General features: G+C 60.7%; 11 protein-coding genes. 3 read left to right on the top strand and 8 right to left on the bottom strand.

From position 1 onward, the window contains the following. Window positions 1–25 precede the first annotated feature (25 nt). From ABZ459_RS41755 to ABZ459_RS41735, 5 genes are all read right to left on the bottom strand, one after another. Window positions 26–376, bottom strand: coding sequence for a hypothetical protein (locus ABZ459_RS41755; RefSeq protein WP_357983154.1), 351 nt, complete (start codon window positions 374–376; stop codon window positions 26–28). A 203-nt stretch (window positions 377–579) separates the two neighbouring features. After that, entirely contained in the window at window positions 580–2,706 is a 2,127-nt protein-coding gene (locus ABZ459_RS41750; RefSeq protein ID WP_357983151.1) for an AIPR family protein, read from the bottom strand. 110 nt (window positions 2,707–2,816) lie between these two features. Beyond that, a complete protein-coding gene (locus ABZ459_RS41745; RefSeq protein ID WP_357983148.1) occupies window positions 2,817–4,376 on the bottom strand; it encodes a class I SAM-dependent DNA methyltransferase in 1,560 nt (519 codons plus the stop codon). Next, window positions 4,373–5,890, bottom strand: coding sequence for a restriction endonuclease subunit S (locus ABZ459_RS41740; RefSeq protein ID WP_357983145.1), 1,518 nt, complete (start codon window positions 5,888–5,890; stop codon window positions 4,373–4,375). Before ABZ459_RS41740 ends, ABZ459_RS41745 begins: the two co-directional genes overlap by 4 nt. Further along, window positions 5,887–9,399: a DEAD/DEAH box helicase family protein gene (locus tag ABZ459_RS41735; protein ID WP_357983141.1), complete on the bottom strand. Its 3,513-nt coding sequence runs from the start codon at window positions 9,397–9,399 to the stop codon at window positions 5,887–5,889. Before ABZ459_RS41735 ends, ABZ459_RS41740 begins: the two co-directional genes overlap by 4 nt. Before the next feature lie 174 nt (window positions 9,400–9,573). Here ABZ459_RS41735 and ABZ459_RS41730 point away from each other — a divergent pair, with 174 nt between their 5' ends. Further along, the gene (locus tag ABZ459_RS41730) at window positions 9,574–10,239 is read left to right on the top strand and encodes a hypothetical protein (protein ID WP_357983139.1); all 666 of its coding nucleotides are present in this window, start codon (window positions 9,574–9,576) and stop codon (window positions 10,237–10,239) included. A gap of 305 nt (window positions 10,240–10,544) precedes the next feature. On the opposite strand, the gene ABZ459_RS41725 is transcribed toward ABZ459_RS41730, so the two are convergent. From ABZ459_RS41725 to ABZ459_RS41715, 3 genes are all read right to left on the bottom strand, one after another. After that, entirely contained in the window at window positions 10,545–10,838 is a 294-nt protein-coding gene (locus ABZ459_RS41725) for a hypothetical protein (RefSeq protein ID WP_357983137.1), read from the bottom strand. Between the two features lie 5 nt (window positions 10,839–10,843). Continuing rightward, on the bottom strand, window positions 10,844–11,281 hold the full coding sequence (locus ABZ459_RS41720) for a hypothetical protein (RefSeq protein WP_357983134.1): 438 nt from the start codon (window positions 11,279–11,281) through the stop codon (window positions 10,844–10,846). A 149-nt stretch (window positions 11,282–11,430) separates the two neighbouring features. After that, entirely contained in the window at window positions 11,431–13,320 is a 1,890-nt protein-coding gene (locus ABZ459_RS41715) for a hypothetical protein (protein ID WP_357983131.1), read from the bottom strand. Window positions 13,321–14,535: 1,215 nt separating this feature from the next. Between ABZ459_RS41715 and ABZ459_RS41710 the strand changes: the two genes are divergently transcribed. Further along, on the top strand, window positions 14,536–15,990 hold the full coding sequence (locus ABZ459_RS41710) for a hypothetical protein (protein ID WP_357983128.1): 1,455 nt from the start codon (window positions 14,536–14,538) through the stop codon (window positions 15,988–15,990). A gap of 80 nt (window positions 15,991–16,070) precedes the next feature. After that, window positions 16,071–16,562, top strand: a complete 492-nt coding sequence (locus ABZ459_RS41705) for a hypothetical protein (protein WP_357983126.1) — start codon at window positions 16,071–16,073, stop codon at window positions 16,560–16,562. Window positions 16,563–16,777: the final 215 nt, after the last annotated feature.

Here is a 16,777-nt window from a genome sequence, read left to right as displayed (position 1 = left end):
GCGCCAGGGGAAGAAGAGCGCCGTCCTAGACGGCCTTGTGATCCTCAGGTGCCGGGCAGATCAGAACGGCGAGGATCCGGCACGTCCGTTGGAGCTCCTCGATCCCGGCCGTATGGATCATGCTCTTGATGGGCTCCCACGCTGTCCGCACAGCGAGACTCACCAGAGCATTGAGGAGGGCTCCGCGTCCCTCGTTCTGCCGGGACTGCATAATGACCGTCGTCACGTACTCCGGGATTTGGTTCAGAGATTTCGAGAACTTCTCAATGGCCTCGGCCATGGCAATGAGGAGATCGCACCAGAAGTGATTGGTAAGCTGCCTTCTCGCTTCTCTCGGCTTGCCCCCACCGAAGCTCTTATCGAGCTCCTGAACCACAGGGCCACCCGAGCCCGCTCGAAATCGTCACTAACGGCAGAGTCGAGTCGCCAAGAGACTCAGCGGCCGGAGCCATATGGGTAGCGGCGGGAACGAGGATCACCTCCCCCGCCCCCGGTCGGCCACGGTAATGAATGGCCCCGCACAGATCCGCTCTAGGGGCCGACCCCTATCGGCCTAAGGAGCATGACGCTGCCGGCGACCTACTCGTCATAGCCTGCTTCGCGTTGCGCAAGGACATCGAGCGCCAGTTGCCAGAGGGTGCCTTCCCCCTTAATCGCCCAACGAGAAGGGCCTTGAACCGCGACTGGCCGCACCTCAGGATCCCAGCCCGCTCTGTTCCAGATCTCCGTCACCAGGCCTGTCGGCGAATACTTCTTGCCATCAACGGCCCAGACGAGTGGCTTGGAGCGATCGTTGGTCCATGCCGCCTGGCCTCGGCGGTAATCTTCAGCCAGCCAACGCTCGATAGCCTCACGCTCAGGCTTGGTGGCACACTCGAATGACAGGATGATGCCCTCTTGGATTCGTCCAGCATCCACGAGGGTGGGGACCGCGTTCGGTCGTCTCGGGCGCTTCGGGCGGGGTGCGGGCTTGTAGTCGGCCGGCAGGTCAGGGACGAGTGCGGTATCCGCCACATGGGCTACAACTAGATCGACGAGCTGCACGCAGCGCGAAGGGTTCATGATCGTGCTGCTGATAAAGGATGTGACTCCAAACTCGGAGTCGATCGCAGCGATCAACCAGGCCAGAATGGTAGCAACCAGGTCCGGGATTCTCGCGAGAACCGACGTGAGGTCATAGTCGGGCGTCTCGATGCCTTCTAGATCAATGCATCTGAACACGATATGAGTGACCAGAAAATCTGCCTGATCAGCCACAGACCGGGCGCGTCCTGTCCACTGGATCTTGGCATCTTGGAGTGCCGCGCCTACAGCCCTCATGATGACGACGGAGTGCCAGATCTGGAAGGCGCTGGGCGCCGGCTTGAACAGGAGCGCGTATGTTTCGGCTTCCCACAGGAGATCCGTGCTTCGCTTCGCTCGAATGGCTAGGTCGACCTTGCGGTGTGCGCACGCCAGCGCGGTCGCTGCCTGCACGACAGAACAGCCAGCCTCGGGGAGCGGGTCAGGCTCGCCCCGCCGGAATGTATAGGTCTTGTCAAGCGAGAGGGCGAAGTCCTCGCGGATCTCGACCTGCGCTGGATCCAGCGCTACGACAAGATCCCTCTGCTCAACACGGTTCTGAACATTCGTCGCCCGTGTGACGGAGTTGCCGAAACCCTCTGGGCAGTTACCCGTGCTGACGACCTTGACGGCGACATACGCCTCCGCGACCTGGTCAGGATTCCTACGCGCGGCCTCTGCGATGGCCGCCACAGTTTGGGCACCGTTAACCACACTCGCGCCATCCATGAGCACCTCGGCAGGACCCTTGTGACTCAGGCTCCACGCCTTCCGGTCGACGCGATCGCACAGGACAGTGATCCCGTTGTTGAAGTACCAGAAGTCGTCTGGGCTGGTGAGGAGAGTGTTCACAAGTTCGTAATTCACCGCGGTGAGACCCAGCGAGCGCCGGATGTTCTTCGAGAAGAGCCGATCTCCATTCGCCTCGTACCACTGCGCGATTTCGACAGCCGACACCCGCCCCTGGTATGCGTCGTAGGGCTCGCCGATGCGGAGCCATTCGTCCATGTGAGCGCTCAGATGGATCGGCGGCTCCGCGAGCCCGTCTCGCACGGCTTCCCAAACGCGCTGGAGCGACCAAACCTCATGGCCGAGCTTCTTGTCGAAGCCGACGTTGAACTCATCTTCTAGGGCCTGGAAGCGTTCCAACACCGCCGCGGACAGAGCCCCCTCACCCATGAGCACGACCACAAGCGTGATACGGCCTCGCGGATCTGCGAGAACCGCCTTGACCTGCTCCGCATGTGCCTCAAACCGCTCGTTGAACCGCTCGAACTTCTGCTGGTCGATCGAGGTGAGCCCATCCCAGAACGCACGGGCGTCGTCGATGCCGAAGCCTGCGGTTCCCTTGTCCTTCCACTTGCTCTGGATCAGGAGCAAATGCAGGCCGTTGTCCGTGAAGGCGATCGCGTCGATGCCAACATCGTTTGCGCCGTCAATGACGGCTTCAGCGGCTTGCTCTGGCGTGAGATCGGCACGTCGCCGGGCAACGAAGGCCGCCAAAGCCCGGCTGAGGAACTTCCGCTCGAACTCCTCGGGCGCCATCTTCGTCGAGTCGGCCATGTGGATCAGACCATCGAACTCCTTGTGCAGCGCGTCTGCGACGTGCCGGACTCGTAATGGCATCCCGCCTGGCTTGGCCATGACTCTCCCTCGTCGGAACGTGACAAAGAGATCATGCCATCGGCGGGGCACATATCCAGACCATCCGGATGTTTATCCCCGGACATCTCGACCCATAGCCGCGAGAGCGGCTACCAACCCTTTTCAGCAGGTATCGACAGGGATTCGGCTATTGTCCGGATCTGCTCCAGAGCAGTCTCAAGGTCAGCGGCGATGGAGTTGGCAATCTCGTGTGGCGACAACTCCTCCTCGAGGTCAGCCGACGTGTCCTTGAGCCAGGAGATGTCGAGGTTGACTTTGTCCCGAGCCAAGAGCTGTTCGTACGTGAACGGCTTGAAGCGCTCGGTTTCGACACGCTCCTCACGGTCCTTGCCTGGCAGGTAGGCATTGACGAACTCCTGAAGGTGCTCACGACGGAGCGGGCGCTGCTTGAGGGTGAAGCGTTCGCCGGTGCGGAAGTCGTACACCCAGAGCTTCTTGGTCCACGGCTCAGCCGCCGGACGTCTCCGCTCGAAGAACAGAACGTTGGCCTTGACGCCACCCGCATAGAAGATCCCGGTGGGGAGACGCAGCATGGTGTGCATGTCGTAGTCCTTGAGCAGTTCCCGGCGAATCTTCTCCCCGGCGCCGCCCTCGAACAGGACGTTGTCGGGCAGGACCACCGCCGCCCGGCCGCCGATCTTCATCAGCTTGGCGATGTGCTGCACGAAGTTAAGTTGCTTGTTCTTCGTCTTCACCCAAAAGTTGCGCTCGGAGTAGATCGCCTCATCTTTGATGATCTTGCCGTTCTCATCGACCACGTTGATGGCCGTCTTCTGCCCGAATGGCGGATTGGCCAGGACTAGAGTCGCGTGGACTGTCGGCTCGTCAACTAGAGCGTCGCCGACTTTGATGATCTCGTAGTGCTCGTCTGGCACCACGCCATGCGTCAGCATGTTCATCGCCGCGAGACGGGCAGTCGCCCGCACCAGCTCAACCCCGTGGAACGCCAGCCCCTTCGTTACCCGATTCCGCTGGTCCGGGTTGAGCGCTTCCATCCGGAACTCTCGGCGGATGTACTCGTTGGCCAGCAGCAGGAAGCCGCCTGTTCCGCAAGAAGGATCAACGATCATGTCGTCCGGGGTGGGCTGCATGACGTCCACCATGGCCTGGATCAAGGGCCTCGGCGTGAAGTACTGGCCGGCACCAGATTTGACGTCGCTCGCGCTGCGCGACAAGAGCTCCTCGTACGCGTCACCTTTGACGTCCACGCCTTCCCGGGACCAGTGAATCTTACCGATTAGTTCCTTGATCAGGCGCTCCAGCAGCGAGGTCGTCTGGATCCTGTTCTGCGCACCCGCGAAAATCAGGCCGAACATCCCCTTGCGTTTACCGAGTTCGCGCAGCAGATGCTCGTAGTAATCCTTGAGGTCTGGCCCCTTCTTGCTGGCCAAGAGGTCCCAACTGATCCCTACGGGGAGAATCGGCGGTGGCGTGGGCAGCTTACGCCGCTCCGCCTTCTCTTTGGCCTTCTTCTCCTTCTCGTCCATCATCTTGAGGAAAAGAAGGAATGTGAGCTGTTCGACATAGTCGATCGCGGGCACTCCGGCATCTCTGAGGACATCGCAGTAGCTCCACAGCTTGTCCACCAGTGCTCGAGTATGCGCCGCCGCTTCCGCAGAATTCGAATCGACCACATCCACCTGCTTCACGACGACACCTCTTCCTGCTCAAACAGACTCTCCTGCGCCCCGGCGGGTATAGCCGCTCCAAAACCAGGCGGGAGTAAAACTTTCTTAGCTTCGGTACGACTTGCGTCACGCCTCCGACGGCTGCCAGCCTTCGGCGCTGCAGCGCGCTCCACCCGAATCCGATCAAGCAACATGTCGGCTGGCTCGTCGGCGGCAGCTTGCTCAACCAATCGACCTTCAAATGCATCAGTGACCAGTTTCTGACGCAAACTGGCCAGCCGAATCCGTGCCCTCTCGACCAATGCTTCCGAGGACTCGATCATGCCGAGGAGCAACTCTGCCCTCTCTACAAGAGCTTGTTGCAGCTCTTGAGGGGGCACTGGGACGGGAAACAGTTTCAACTTGGACAGGCTGATGGAGGCCAGGTTCACGCTCTGCTTGCCATTGCGATCGAACCAGCCTCGGCCGAAGCTATTAGCGTGCCAGGCCAGCAACTTCGGGTGCAAGACCTCGCCTAGAACGCGGGCCCTGAAGACATGATTCTGATGGATGCAGTGGTCAATCTGTCCTTCCCAAATCCAGCCACGCCCAAGCTTGTCTCGATCACCACCCTCGTTTAGCAGAACGTCGCCATTTTGGAGAGTGAGCTGTTCCGCCTTCGCGGCAGGAACTCTGATATATGCGACGTCTCGAAGATCGAGCCTCAGCCGCTGGACGTTGGCTACTCGCAGATAGGGCACTAACGGCAAAGCCGCGTCCATCTGCTTCTTGGTGTCCTTAGTCACCCCCCCGGCGACGTCAGCGATAGTTCCCAACCGAACCCAACGCCAGCCCGTTGGAATGCGGGGCAGATCTCCATCGATCACACCTGCAGGAGCCAACTCAATCGCCTCATCGGCGATTTCAAGGCCGAGAAGCCTCCCTGTGCACGCCGCCTCCAACACGAATTCTCGCAAATGAGTAAGCCGAAGTGCAGATGAGGTAAGCAGAGCCGCCAATTTGGCGAGCTCGGCGAAACGAGTCTCCAGAACCGCGACAATTCGCTGCTGTTCAGTCAGAGGCGGAACCGGTATTCGGATATTTTTAATCTTTACCGTGCTGAGTGTATGGAGTCCTGACGTCGAACTACTTACCTCCAATAGCTGACTTCTCACCTCCTCGGAGTTCCACAGCAGTTCGAGGAATCTCGGGATGATTGCAGAGGTCGGCCGGACTCTGATCAGGTGGTTCTGGTGAACGCACCTCTCAATCTCACCGTTCCAGAGAGCGGCACGTCCTATCTCCGCAGGACTCCCGTTACCCTCCACTACCAGGAGATCGCCAACCTCAAGGACGTGACGTTCAAGCTCGCCGTCAAAGAGTTCAATCTCGTGGACATCAGTGAGATCAAGGCGGCCACGTGCCACATTGGCAACTCGGAGAAACGGAAACTTGTTCTCCACTGGGCGCCGCTTAGCCTGTTTCTGAATGCCCCCACGGACATCGGCCACCTCGGTCACTGGTACTCGCACCCAGCCGGGAGGCAGGTCGGTCATGCGGTGAGTTCCTTCGTCAGGTCGTCCAGGAGTGCTGTGGCGCGGTCGCCGAACGCATCGTAGAAGGCGTCCTCACCCCCGCGTGAGTCGAACGGCGCACAATCCAGTGTGTCATCGGCAATCTCGGCGCTACCAATGACGATCTCGCATAGCCGGTCCAGGAACCACTTCTGCATCGACGAGAACTGTCCCTGAGCCGACTCGTGACGAGCCAGCCAGGCAGTGTAGCGCTCCTCCACGACCGTACGGAACGGCTTCAGTTCGGAGTCCAGCCCAAGCTCGTAGCGCAGGATCGAGACCAGATCTGTGGGCTTGGCCTCATGCCCGCGCGTTCCCATCGGAGTGCCTGACGCCTCGTAACAGGTCCATAGTCGAGTCACGTTACCGACCTTGGGAAGCCGCTCGATCCGATTGGTCAAGTCCGTCACTTCCGCCCAGGACAACTTGGCAGTGCCGTCACCCTCGACGGCTCGAAGAAGCATGATCGAATCATGGTGCTCCGCCAGATAGGCGCGGAACGACTCGACCGTCTGCTGCGCCAACTGTTCCCTGGCGAAGATCTCAGTGTGCGTGACCTCGTCCTGGCTGATCTCGTCAATCGTCTGATCATGTTTGGTCCGGATCTCCGCGATGCGCTCGCGCAGCTCAGGGTTATCGGCGAGGGGCTGAAGAGCCTGGCGTAGCCGTTCACTCACGGCGCCCTGCCCGCCTTCGTCAGCCAACAGGGTGAGCGTCTGGGTGTCCACCGCCGAGGCGAGTCGCCGTACCAGGTCGCGTAGCGAAGTCCCCTGTCCAACAGCAGCCAGCTCGTCACGCTCAAGATCGCTGATCTGCCGATCCAGAGCATCCAGCCGAGATGCCAAGGTTGCGGTCTGGTTCTCGTCCAGACCCATCCGGGCGGCACGTGCCAACAGTTGGCGAAGGCTGAGCCGGTTATCGGGGTCGCGGTTGAGCGGAGTGGCGTCGACCAGTGGATGGTCGGTGACGCCGACCGCGTCCACAATGACGAACCGGTCCTTGCGAAGCACCTTTTCGTCAGGAGTGACCGCCTGGAAGTCGTCCGGGTCGATCGTCCGACTGCCGCGACCTTTCATCTGCTCGAAGTAGATCGGGCTCTTCACGCTGCGCATGAAGAACACGCACTCCAAGGGCTTAACGTCAGTCCCCGTCGCGATCATGTCCACGGTGACCGCGATACGCATCTCCGAGGTGGTCCGAAAGCGACGCAGGAGCTCCTTTGGGTCGTTGCCGGCCGCCTTCGAGCGATAGGTGATCTTCGCGCAGAAGTCGTTGCCCTTACCGAAGACCTCACGCACCATCTGCACGATGTCATCAGCGTGGGAGTCGTCCTTGGCGAAGATCAGCGTCTTTGGCACTGAGGTGGTGTACTGCTCGAAGAGCGCGGGCAACACGCGATCCCGGTAGGCGGTGATCACTGTGCGGATCTGATCACGGGCGACAACAGACCGGCCGATCTCCTCGGCGCCGTACGTGAGGTCCTCATCGAGCTCTTCGTACCACTGCTGCCTCGTGCGGCGGTCGCGGCGCGGCACCACCGTCCGGGTGCCCTCCTCATCCAGCCCCGGAATGGTCGAGCCTGACTCGCCGATCTTCGTCTTAACCCGAAACACCGCGAAGTCGACGTTGACCTTGTCTTGCACCGACTCGTCGTAGGTATATTCGCTGACCGGTTCGCCGAAGAAGGCTCGCGATTGCACGCTCGGCGTGGCGGTCAGGCCGATCACTGGGGCATCGAAGTAGGACAGGACCGCGCGCCAGCGGCCGAAGATCGAGCGGTGGCACTCGTCTACCACGATCAGGTCGAAAGCCTCTGGTGGCAGCCGCTCGTTGTAGACGGCGTCGACCGGGGCCGGCGGCTCGAACTCGTCGATGGCCTCATCATCGGCATCCCCCGCGGGGAGCGGCTGGCCAGACAGTGCCCGGTACAGCCGCTGAATCGTCGTGACGACCACGCTGGCCGAATCCAGCACTGTGCTGGAGGACAGGCGCTGAACGGTGTAGTCCTCGCCTAGGGTCTGCCCGCTGTTGGTGACATAGCGGGCGAATTCCCCTGCTGCCTGATCGCCTAGGTTGTTGCGATCCACGAGGAACAAGACACGCTGGGCTCCAGCGTACTCAAAGAGCCGGTAGGCCAGCGAAACCGCTGTGAAGGTCTTGCCAGCGCCCGTAGCCATCTGCACCATCGCCCGGCGGTGGCCGCTGCTCAGATGGCCTTCCGTGTTGCGGATTGCCGTCGCCTGGGCGGGGCGCAGACTCGACTCATCTAGCGTCGGCATGGCCTGAAGCCGAGCGCGGAAGGTCGGAGCCTCAGGGGTGTCGTCGGCCTCGGCCATCCAACGGGCGAGTGTCTCAGGCCGGTGGAAGGAGAACACTTCGCGCGAGGCGGCGTCCGGGTCGAGCCTGAAGGTGAAGCGGGTCTCGATGCCGGTGCTTTCGTAGCGGAACGGCAACGGCTCGTCGCGCCGCCACACTGCCATCCGGTAATCACCAGGAATCGCGCCAGCGTAGTCGCCCGACTGCCATTCCACGCCGATGAGCGAGGTGCCCTCACGCTTGGCCTCGATGACGCCGACAAGCTTGTGGTCGACGAACAGGACGTAGTCTGCGCGCTTGCGCCCAACAGGGAATTCACGCACCGCGATCCCGCGCCCGACGGAGTGGTCGATCTGGTCCAGGTCCTGGACGACCCAGCCGGATTCAGCGAGAGCCTGGTCGATCTTCGTACGGGTCTGAGCCTCGGTCAGCGGCGCGGCCCGCCGTGCCCGCTGAGCAATGGCCTCTCGCTGGCTGGGCCGTACCTTGACCGGCTCGCGCTCCTCGAACTCCTTGCGTAGGCCTTGGAGCTGCTCCTCCAGCGCCAGCACCTGATCCGCCGCCGTCTGGCGCTCGGCACGTGCCTTGGCGAGCTCGGCCTCGGCTTGCTGACGTGCTTCAGCCTCGGCCTGCTGACGCGTTCGGGTGCCGTCCATTGCAAGCTTGGCGTCAGCTAGCTCGTTCTTTAGCCGCTCTAGTTCGGCGGCGAGGTCTGGGGTGGTAATGGCGGCCGGCGGCTGGGGTGGTACGAACGCGACCAATTCGCGTTCACCGCTGATGGCGCGGTGTAGCAGCAACCCAAGCTGGAAGCAGCGCTCCAGACAGCGCAGGGCGCTGGCGGCCTCAGCCATGTGCCGGTGCACCGCAGCGTTGCCGGTCTTGCGGATCTCGTGCAGGGCGGAAGCGACACCTGAGGTGATCACGTCTGCGCGGCTCAGCGCCCGGATCTGGTCGACCAGGTCAGTTCCCTCAACGGGGATCCCCGTTGCCCGCACCAGCACCGAGGCGAAGACTTCGATGAACTGCCGGCACTTAACCAGCGCGCCGTTCGGGTCGGTGAAAACGATCGACTCTGCGCCAGCGCCATAGGCCACAAGCAGCGATTCATGCTGCAGAAGGAAGCCAAAGTTCGCCGAATGCTCCGCGAGAACCCGCAAGCGGGGATCAACCGCCACCCGTACACCCTCCGTCCTGCCCATCTCCATAAGTGTGCCCGACGCACATCGGGCGACTAGCAATAAAACGCGCATCTCGTGCCCGCAAGGTAGGGCACAATCTGATCACGGGTTCTCCCGTGTCGCCGTGGGCATAACTGCCCAGCTGGAGCAGCCACCCCCGAAGGACGCCGCGTGCCCCAATACCCGCAGAAGACGCAGGCCTTTGTCGATTTTGAGCGCAACCTGGCCTATGCCAAGCAGCTCATCCACGCGGGCAGTCACTTGGCGGCCATGGGAGTCACATCCTGCGATGTCGATGACCTGCACAGGGCTGCTTGGGTTCAGGGCGTGGCCGCGCTCGACCACTGGGTGCACCAGGAGGTCTACCATCGCACGATCCTCCTCGCTCAACAGCCCGGCATCACCAAGCCCCGCAAGTTCCTCGAATTCAGCATCCCCATGGAGCTGTTCGAGAAGGTGCACCACTCGGATCTCCCCCTGGACGTCGCCCTCCGCCGCCATCTGCGCACGGTCATCGGGCGGAAGACCTACCAGGGCCCTGACGACATCAAGGACGGCTTCGCCATCGTCAGCGACGTCTCCCTCTGGGCTACGGTCACCCGAATCGTCAACGATGAGCGCGAGGCAGGTGCCGAGAAGCTGAGCGTCAACCAAGTTCGCAAGCTACTCGGCTCAATCGTCTGGCGGCGAAACAAGATCGCTCACGAGTCAGATCGCGATCACGACAACAACGACGAGAAGCGCCCCATCAACGCCACACAGGCCATGGAGGCCGTCGAGACGCTCGAAATGATCGCCGCCGCAATACTCGTGGCCATCGACGGGGCACCGTCATAGCAGCTGAGCAGGGGTTTCTTCCAGGGATGGAAATCTCTAGCTGACTACGGATCACAAGGCGGAAGGGTGGTTGAGGCCGTGACCATCGCGGACTTCGGTACCCGACGTGGGGGCTGGGGCAATCGCCAGCAAGGCCCTCCTCCGTCGGGTCTTGCTACGGCGACCACGGCTGAGGTCGTAGATTGAGGCGAATTGGCAGCGGATCAGATACGCAACGGGCCTGACTGCACTCGTTTCGCGCATGGACAGCCTCTCGGATGGCAACAGCCGGCGCGGTGGTGCGGTGAATCGAGGACTTGCAGGACTCAGGAGAGTCCGTACTTCTGTCTAACTGCGGTGGCTTCATCCTCGGTCACCTCGCTTGGTGTGCCGGCCAGCGCCTGCCGCAACTCGTCTATGATCGCTTGCCCTGCAGTTCGCGCGCGGGTGCTGAACTGGGTGAGTTGGGCGTCAAACTGCTTGGCGCTGGATCCGGTCCACACCTTGCCGGAGTGGAACATGCGGCAGGGACGGTCGATATCGGCTTCGATCTGCTCGATCAGGGGGCCGAGCGTGCGTATGGCCTGTTGGAGCGCTTCGTGCAGTGGGTTGATGACCATCGCGTTCAGCCTCTGGTTTTCTGGGGTGTGGGAGTGGCGTCCAGGATGAGTTTCGGCGCGACCAGCTTCATCAGGGCCACTACATCGGCGGCGTTATCCCGTCCCTTGACCCCATGCACGAGTTCCACGATCACCTGGTCCAGGCCGTGGACCAGGATGGCGGCCGCATGGGGATCGTCAGCAGTGCCGTCCTGTCCGTAGTAGCCGACCGCGCCGGGCACGATCTCTGGTAGGCGCCGGGCCCCTTGATTGACCTCGGCCTCAACTTCCTCCTTTGAGCCTGCCGGAGAGAGGGAAATCTGCAGCACCTTTGGCTTGTTCCCTGTCGGTTCGTAGACGTAGCACCCTCCCGTGCCGTAGTTCTTCCCATCCAGCCGCTTGCCCACCGTCATATCGAATTTGCCGCTGACGATAGGGTCTTGAATTCCTGTCATCAGGCGCACCGCCTGGAGCGGAATATGATCGCAGACGTACGGGGGCGCTGCCACGGACGGAAGAGGCGTCCTGTCAACTGGAGGACTCTGGTCTTGTTGACATGCGGCCAGTAGGAATAGCACGCTGAATATAGCCGCTGGAAAGAATCGCTGGATCGTCATGATTTGAACTCAGACTTCCCGTCGCCTAAGCCATCAACCGCCGACTCGGACACGGGATTCCACTGCTTTCCCGCGAGACCTTCATAAAGCCATCGGTTGTAGGCGTCAAGCCGTGGCTGGGTAATGTCTTCGTAGCGCGCCATCTCCTTCAGGGTCATCAGCGACTCCCCGTCATCCTTGAGGAAGTTCCTCGGCGATTTGCGAGGATCGTCGCCAGGCTTCAGCCCTTCGAGTGATCCCCACGGATGTGAAGGGGCAGCCGGGTCGGCGCTGCCGAAGAGTCCATGTCGCAGCATTGAGTCGGCGGCCAGCTGATCGAGCAGATACTTGGCCTTGCCGATTGCCGTATTGGCGTCGTACGTAGCTGCGTCCGTGTTCTTCTCGGTCTTGGCGGCATCTTCGATCATGCCCGTCCAGGCACCAACCGCACCAGCGGTTATGGCCGCGGCTGCTGTCTGAGGGATGGCGAGCCCTGTGTTGACGATCGCCATCAATATCTTCATGTTCCGCTCTTGAACCTCGTCCAACTCTTTGCCCCGCTGAATCTTGGAAAGCCCGGAGGCGTCAGTAATCAAGCCGAAGCCGGCTCCGGCTTCTCGTACGTTCACCAAGAGTGCTTCTGTTCCTTTCCCAGATGCTGCCTGTGCGGCGCCGAAGTCAATTAGCTTTCGAGACCATGCGGTTTGAGCTGACGCCACGGCCGCTAGCGCTTTGGGATCATTCTTAAAGATGTCCTGCATGACCTTGCGAAGGTCTTCCTTGTTAAACTGTGCTCCCCAAACCTGGTCCGATGCCAACTGATGTACGCGTGTGGCGACGAACACTTTTGAATTGCTAGTATGAGGCAGTCTGGCGACCCGATTTATGTCGTTTATATAGGCAGCGAGAATCCGCGTCGTGGTACCGCTGGTGGCGAACGAGGGACCATCAGTGCCGGCCAGAACGCGCCGGGCCTCCCAATGGATGAAATCGTAAGCGATTTCCGCTGAGGCGAAGCCAGGCGACGGCACCTCGGGACTGCCGTCGCGGTCTCGATAAGTCATGGTCGCCGCCTCCAACGCCTTACCGAACGCGGCTCCCTCGTCATCCATGCGACGTTGAGTGACGTAGCGTTCCATCACGCTGGGGTCACCGATGAAGAAGTCCTGAGCGGCCTTCGGATGGTTGGCTAGGGCTTTCATCACACCAATCATCGGGTCGTGCGGGATGCTTCCCGCCTCTTTCCACGTCTTGCGGTCCAGGGCCTCCAGCGCCTTGGCCGCGGCGACCAGGAAGTCGCGGTCGAAGCGGCCGTAGGGCAGCAGGTCCGCGAGCGCGTGCTGGTCGACGGGTACGCGCAGATTGGTGAGTAGTTCTTTCCGCCAGGACGTGCTCAACCGTGTGCTTGCCGCACCCAGCGCCTTGCCGAGGGCGGCCTGCATGCGCTGCTTCCGGGAGTCCTTGGTGTAGGTGAGTGCTGCCATGAGGTGGCGGAATCGCTCGGTGCCGAGCGCGTACATGAGCGAAGTGGCGAAGTCCGCGTCTCCTGCGCGCTTCTCCAACTCGGCGACGGTCGTCTCGCCCACCGTTGTGTTGCGGTCGAGGCCGGTCAGTGTGCTGGCGGCGGCATAAGCGTCCGCGTTTCCTGAGGCGCGGGTGTAGAGGGCCTCGTCGAAGGGTTGCATGGCGCCGGATGCCGCAGCGCCCCAGGTGGTGGTGACCGCCTGGATGGCGTCGTTGCGGCGGCGTAGTTCTGAGCGCTTGGCGTTGATCCAGTTGCCGAGTTCGCGTATGACGTTCAGACGCGAGGTGTCGAGGTTCAGGTCCTGCAAGGTCCGGCGGATGTGGGGCTCGCTCCGGGCGATGGCGGTTTCAGCTTGGCCGAGGTCGCGCTCGAAGTCGTGCATCAGTTTCGGGTCGATCCCCGAATATTCCCAGTCGGGTGGCTGCGCGACCGCCGGCGGAGTCAGCGACGGCGGTGCCGGTGTGGTGTCCGTGTGGACGGGAGGATCCGCTTGCGGGCGCTCGGGAGAAGGTTGAGGGACCGGGTGCGGTGGGGTCGTCATAACGGGTCTCCGGCGCAAGGGAAAACGACCTCATGGTTCCACGTCCTGATCTTCCCGGTAAGGGGTACATAACCTAACGGCATGGTCATTCCCGGCGGTGAGACACGCAGACGCCAAGACGTACGTAAGGGACGCCATCCGGGTTCACGTCCATAGAAGTCGGGATGCATGCTTGAAGGCATGTCAGAGCTGGGCCGTCCTAGGACGGCTGACATGTTCGTTAGCACAACAGCTTGGGCGGGAGGTGACAGCCATGTCCGGCGGTCGCGTCTCCGTGCTGCCTGATCTTGCCAACAATAGCCTCAGATGATCACGGGCGCAGTGGCTAGGGTCGCGCGTTGAAGGCCCGCGGCAAGCGTAACGAGCCACTTGTAGACAGATGTGGACAACGAGACCCCCGGCTGCGCGCAATTGAGAGGCCCGAGCCCCAAACCTGGTGCCGAGGCACAGCACTGCGGGGCTCAGGGTCCTGTGTACGTGGCCGGCCTATCCACCGGCACCGCAAGACGATCGGGTCGCCTGGTGGCTGCTAAATCCGGGCCAGCGACGGCACACTGATTTACGCCGCCCGGACCAAGGCTGTCCGTACCTCTCTGGCGCTGAAACCCCCGGGGACGTAGCCCAGCATTGAACACGACGAATCGACGACCACACGGTACAACAGCATCCGAAGTCCCTGGTAGTGACTAGGCCAGCTGTGATGATCAATACATCCACCAGACGTCTTTGTGTCAGCGGGCTACCAGCGAGTTCACGGCCATGCTGTGATCAACACCCTACCAACAGGGACGAAAGATCACGCCACGTCATTTCATCTTGATTGCTCGGCGAAATCAGGGATTGACCATGCTGCGAGCTAGTTTTATCGTCCTTATGTTGTCGAGCACTTTCCGGTATACGTCCACAGGACAGGTAGCCTGCACGACTGAAGTGTACCGCCTCTCAAGAACTACTCATCGTGACAATTTGGATACACGTTGAGCACTCTGGATAGCAAGCACGTCGAGCGCGCCTCGCCGTGAAAGCACTACTCCCTTCCAGCGAAGGAATCGATGCGTGAGCCAACAACGAAACAAACTACGCCTTCTAGGTGCGCTCCTCATTGCCATACCGACAACCATAACTGCTCTCGCAACCCAGGCGGCGGCGGCCGATGACGATAGAACTTTCATCTCTTTACCAAAAGAGATACAGCCCATTCCGAGACGTCCAACTCTGGATGCGATCAAGCGCTCGGCATCCCGTCGGGGTCTGACACTAGCTCAAGGTATCGACGAATATGTAGCACACACAGTCGCCACTGATCCTAGCGTAACTGCCCGGGCGAAAGCAGACGGTGTAGATCCTTCAGCAGAACCTGAGCTTAAGATCGACGATCTATGGCTCAGTGAGCTGGCAGACTTGAAGTTGGTTGTCAGAGACCAGGGTATGACCTTCGAAGAGGCGATCAAAAGAATTGCTTGGCAGCCTCGCATCAATGAGATCGGTGCGGCACTGCAACGGCGCTTCCCATCGGAGGTTTCCGGTCTCTCCGTGCTGGACAATGGACTAAAAGCCCAGATTGGGTTCAAAGGCAAGATCCCTGGATACGCGGTCGAGCTCGCAAAGACGCTCCCAGTGGCTGTCGACCTGGTTGGCAACAAGGGTTTCTCCCAGGCGGATCTGAAGCAAGCCCGCGACGTAGCATTCGCCGAGGTGTTCTCGAAGAAGGACCTCGTCGAGACCCTCAGCGGCAGCTATGACACCGACTCCGGGATTGTTACGATCGCAGTCAAGCCTCGCTCCATGCCTAGTAGCAAAGCAGAACAACAAGCTTTGCTGTCTCGGCTCCAGCCTGCGAATCCTGCGAATATCGAGATCAGGGTCCGTGTACGCCTCAGTGGGCAGGCTCTTTCGATTCCCCAAGACAGCTATATGAGGGGTGGAGGCAACCTTTCTGGCTGCACAACAGGATTCAATATCATCAATGGCAACTTCCCGAGCGACCCTAATGCACGACTGGCAACGACCGCTGCTCACTGTGGTACCGGAAGCTGGACGTACTGCAATCATCCAGCGCAGGGAGGTTGTACCACCAGTAGCCATGTCAAGCACTCAACGAGTATCGACATTGGGTCCTGGACTCGCGGCACCTTCACGCTGACCAGGACCTTTTATTATGACTACAATCAGTCGCGATATGTGTACTACGTTGGGAGCAATCCTGCACAAGGGCAGAACATCTGCAATTACGGTCACGCTCGACAATATGCGGCGTGCGGCAATGTTAAGGCCATCGATCAATCGTATCCGAACGCGGCCAATCTCGTCGTCATGGACAGAAGCATGACGGTAACCGGGGATAGTGGCGGCCCATGGTACAAGTACAACACTGCGTGGGGAATTCATCACGGCCTCTGCGAAATAGGAGTTGAGTACAACTCATGCTTCACCCCGGTAACATCCATCGCCTCCGCTCTCAACGCGACTGGGCAATCATGGGGCGTGTGGACGGCACCCCCGGGAACCTAGAGAACCAGCCGCAATCTGGCAACTGTGCGTTCGAAGTTTCAATCCCGCTCCGCGCGCACAGTCCTACTCTTGGGGACTGAATGAACAAGCGTGTCAGAGTGGCCACCAGTAACATGGCGATCATCATCGCCCTGACTGGTTGTGGTGCTGTCGTCGGCGGATCGGATCCTGATCGCGTATCTATTGAGGGTTCCGACCCGTTGATTCTTGTTCATCACCACACCAGTTCTGGGATGCAAGCGCTTTTAACGGGGAGGCTGGTCTACAGGTCGACGACCAAGTGCCTTGTGATCGAGGGCATTGCGGGGTCACCCTCAAGCTCCTCAGTCGTCCCCCTTTGGCCGCAAGGTACAAAACCTCTTATCAAAGATGGCAAGAGGGGTGCTCAAATGCCAGGCAGCGGACCGATTCTTCTTGAGGACGCCACGGTGAACATCGCCGGAGGTTACGTTGATTGGACAACGTCGACGCCTCCCGGCCTGGAGTTGCCGAATAATTGCATTGCCGATGTCGCCAACTCTGGCATATTCGAGGTAAATCCAATAACGTCAGCAGGCAGCTACAAGAGTTAAGTCAGAGGTACGGCGAGGATCCGTGTTCGGCGGGGTTCGGGAGTTACGCCAGTGTGAGCACTATCCGGATGGTGCTGCCCTGCCGTTGCCTCTGGCACGGACCAAGCGTGAACGGTCCGCCTGGAGGCTGCCGAACTGTTCGCCAGGCGTATCGCCGCCCCAGGCGGCCAGAGTCTGTAGTGTCCCGCATGTTGACCTTTGTCCTGTTACAAGGC

The sequence above is a fragment of the Nonomuraea sp. NPDC005692 genome, from assembly GCF_040631115.1.
Classification (GTDB): domain Bacteria; phylum Actinomycetota; class Actinomycetes; order Streptosporangiales; family Streptosporangiaceae; genus Nonomuraea.
This window is presented reverse-complemented; position numbering and strand designations above follow the sequence as displayed.

Excerpts from the sequence above, each read along its gene's own strand:
- ABZ459_RS41750 (WP_357983151.1), bottom strand. The coding sequence starts at position 2,706 with ATGGCCAAGCCAGGCGGGATGCCATTACGAGTCCGGCACGTCGCAGAC.
- ABZ459_RS41740 (WP_357983145.1), bottom strand. The coding sequence starts at position 5,890 with ATGACCGACCTGCCTCCCGGCTGGGTGCGAGTACCAGTGACCGAGGTG.
- ABZ459_RS41725 (WP_357983137.1), bottom strand. The coding sequence starts at position 10,838 with ATGGTCATCAACCCACTGCACGAAGCGCTCCAACAGGCCATACGCACG.
- ABZ459_RS41715 (WP_357983131.1), bottom strand. The coding sequence starts at position 13,320 with ATGCACGACTTCGAGCGCGACCTCGGCCAAGCTGAAACCGCCATCGCC.
- ABZ459_RS41705 (WP_357983126.1), top strand. The coding sequence starts at position 16,071 with ATGAACAAGCGTGTCAGAGTGGCCACCAGTAACATGGCGATCATCATC.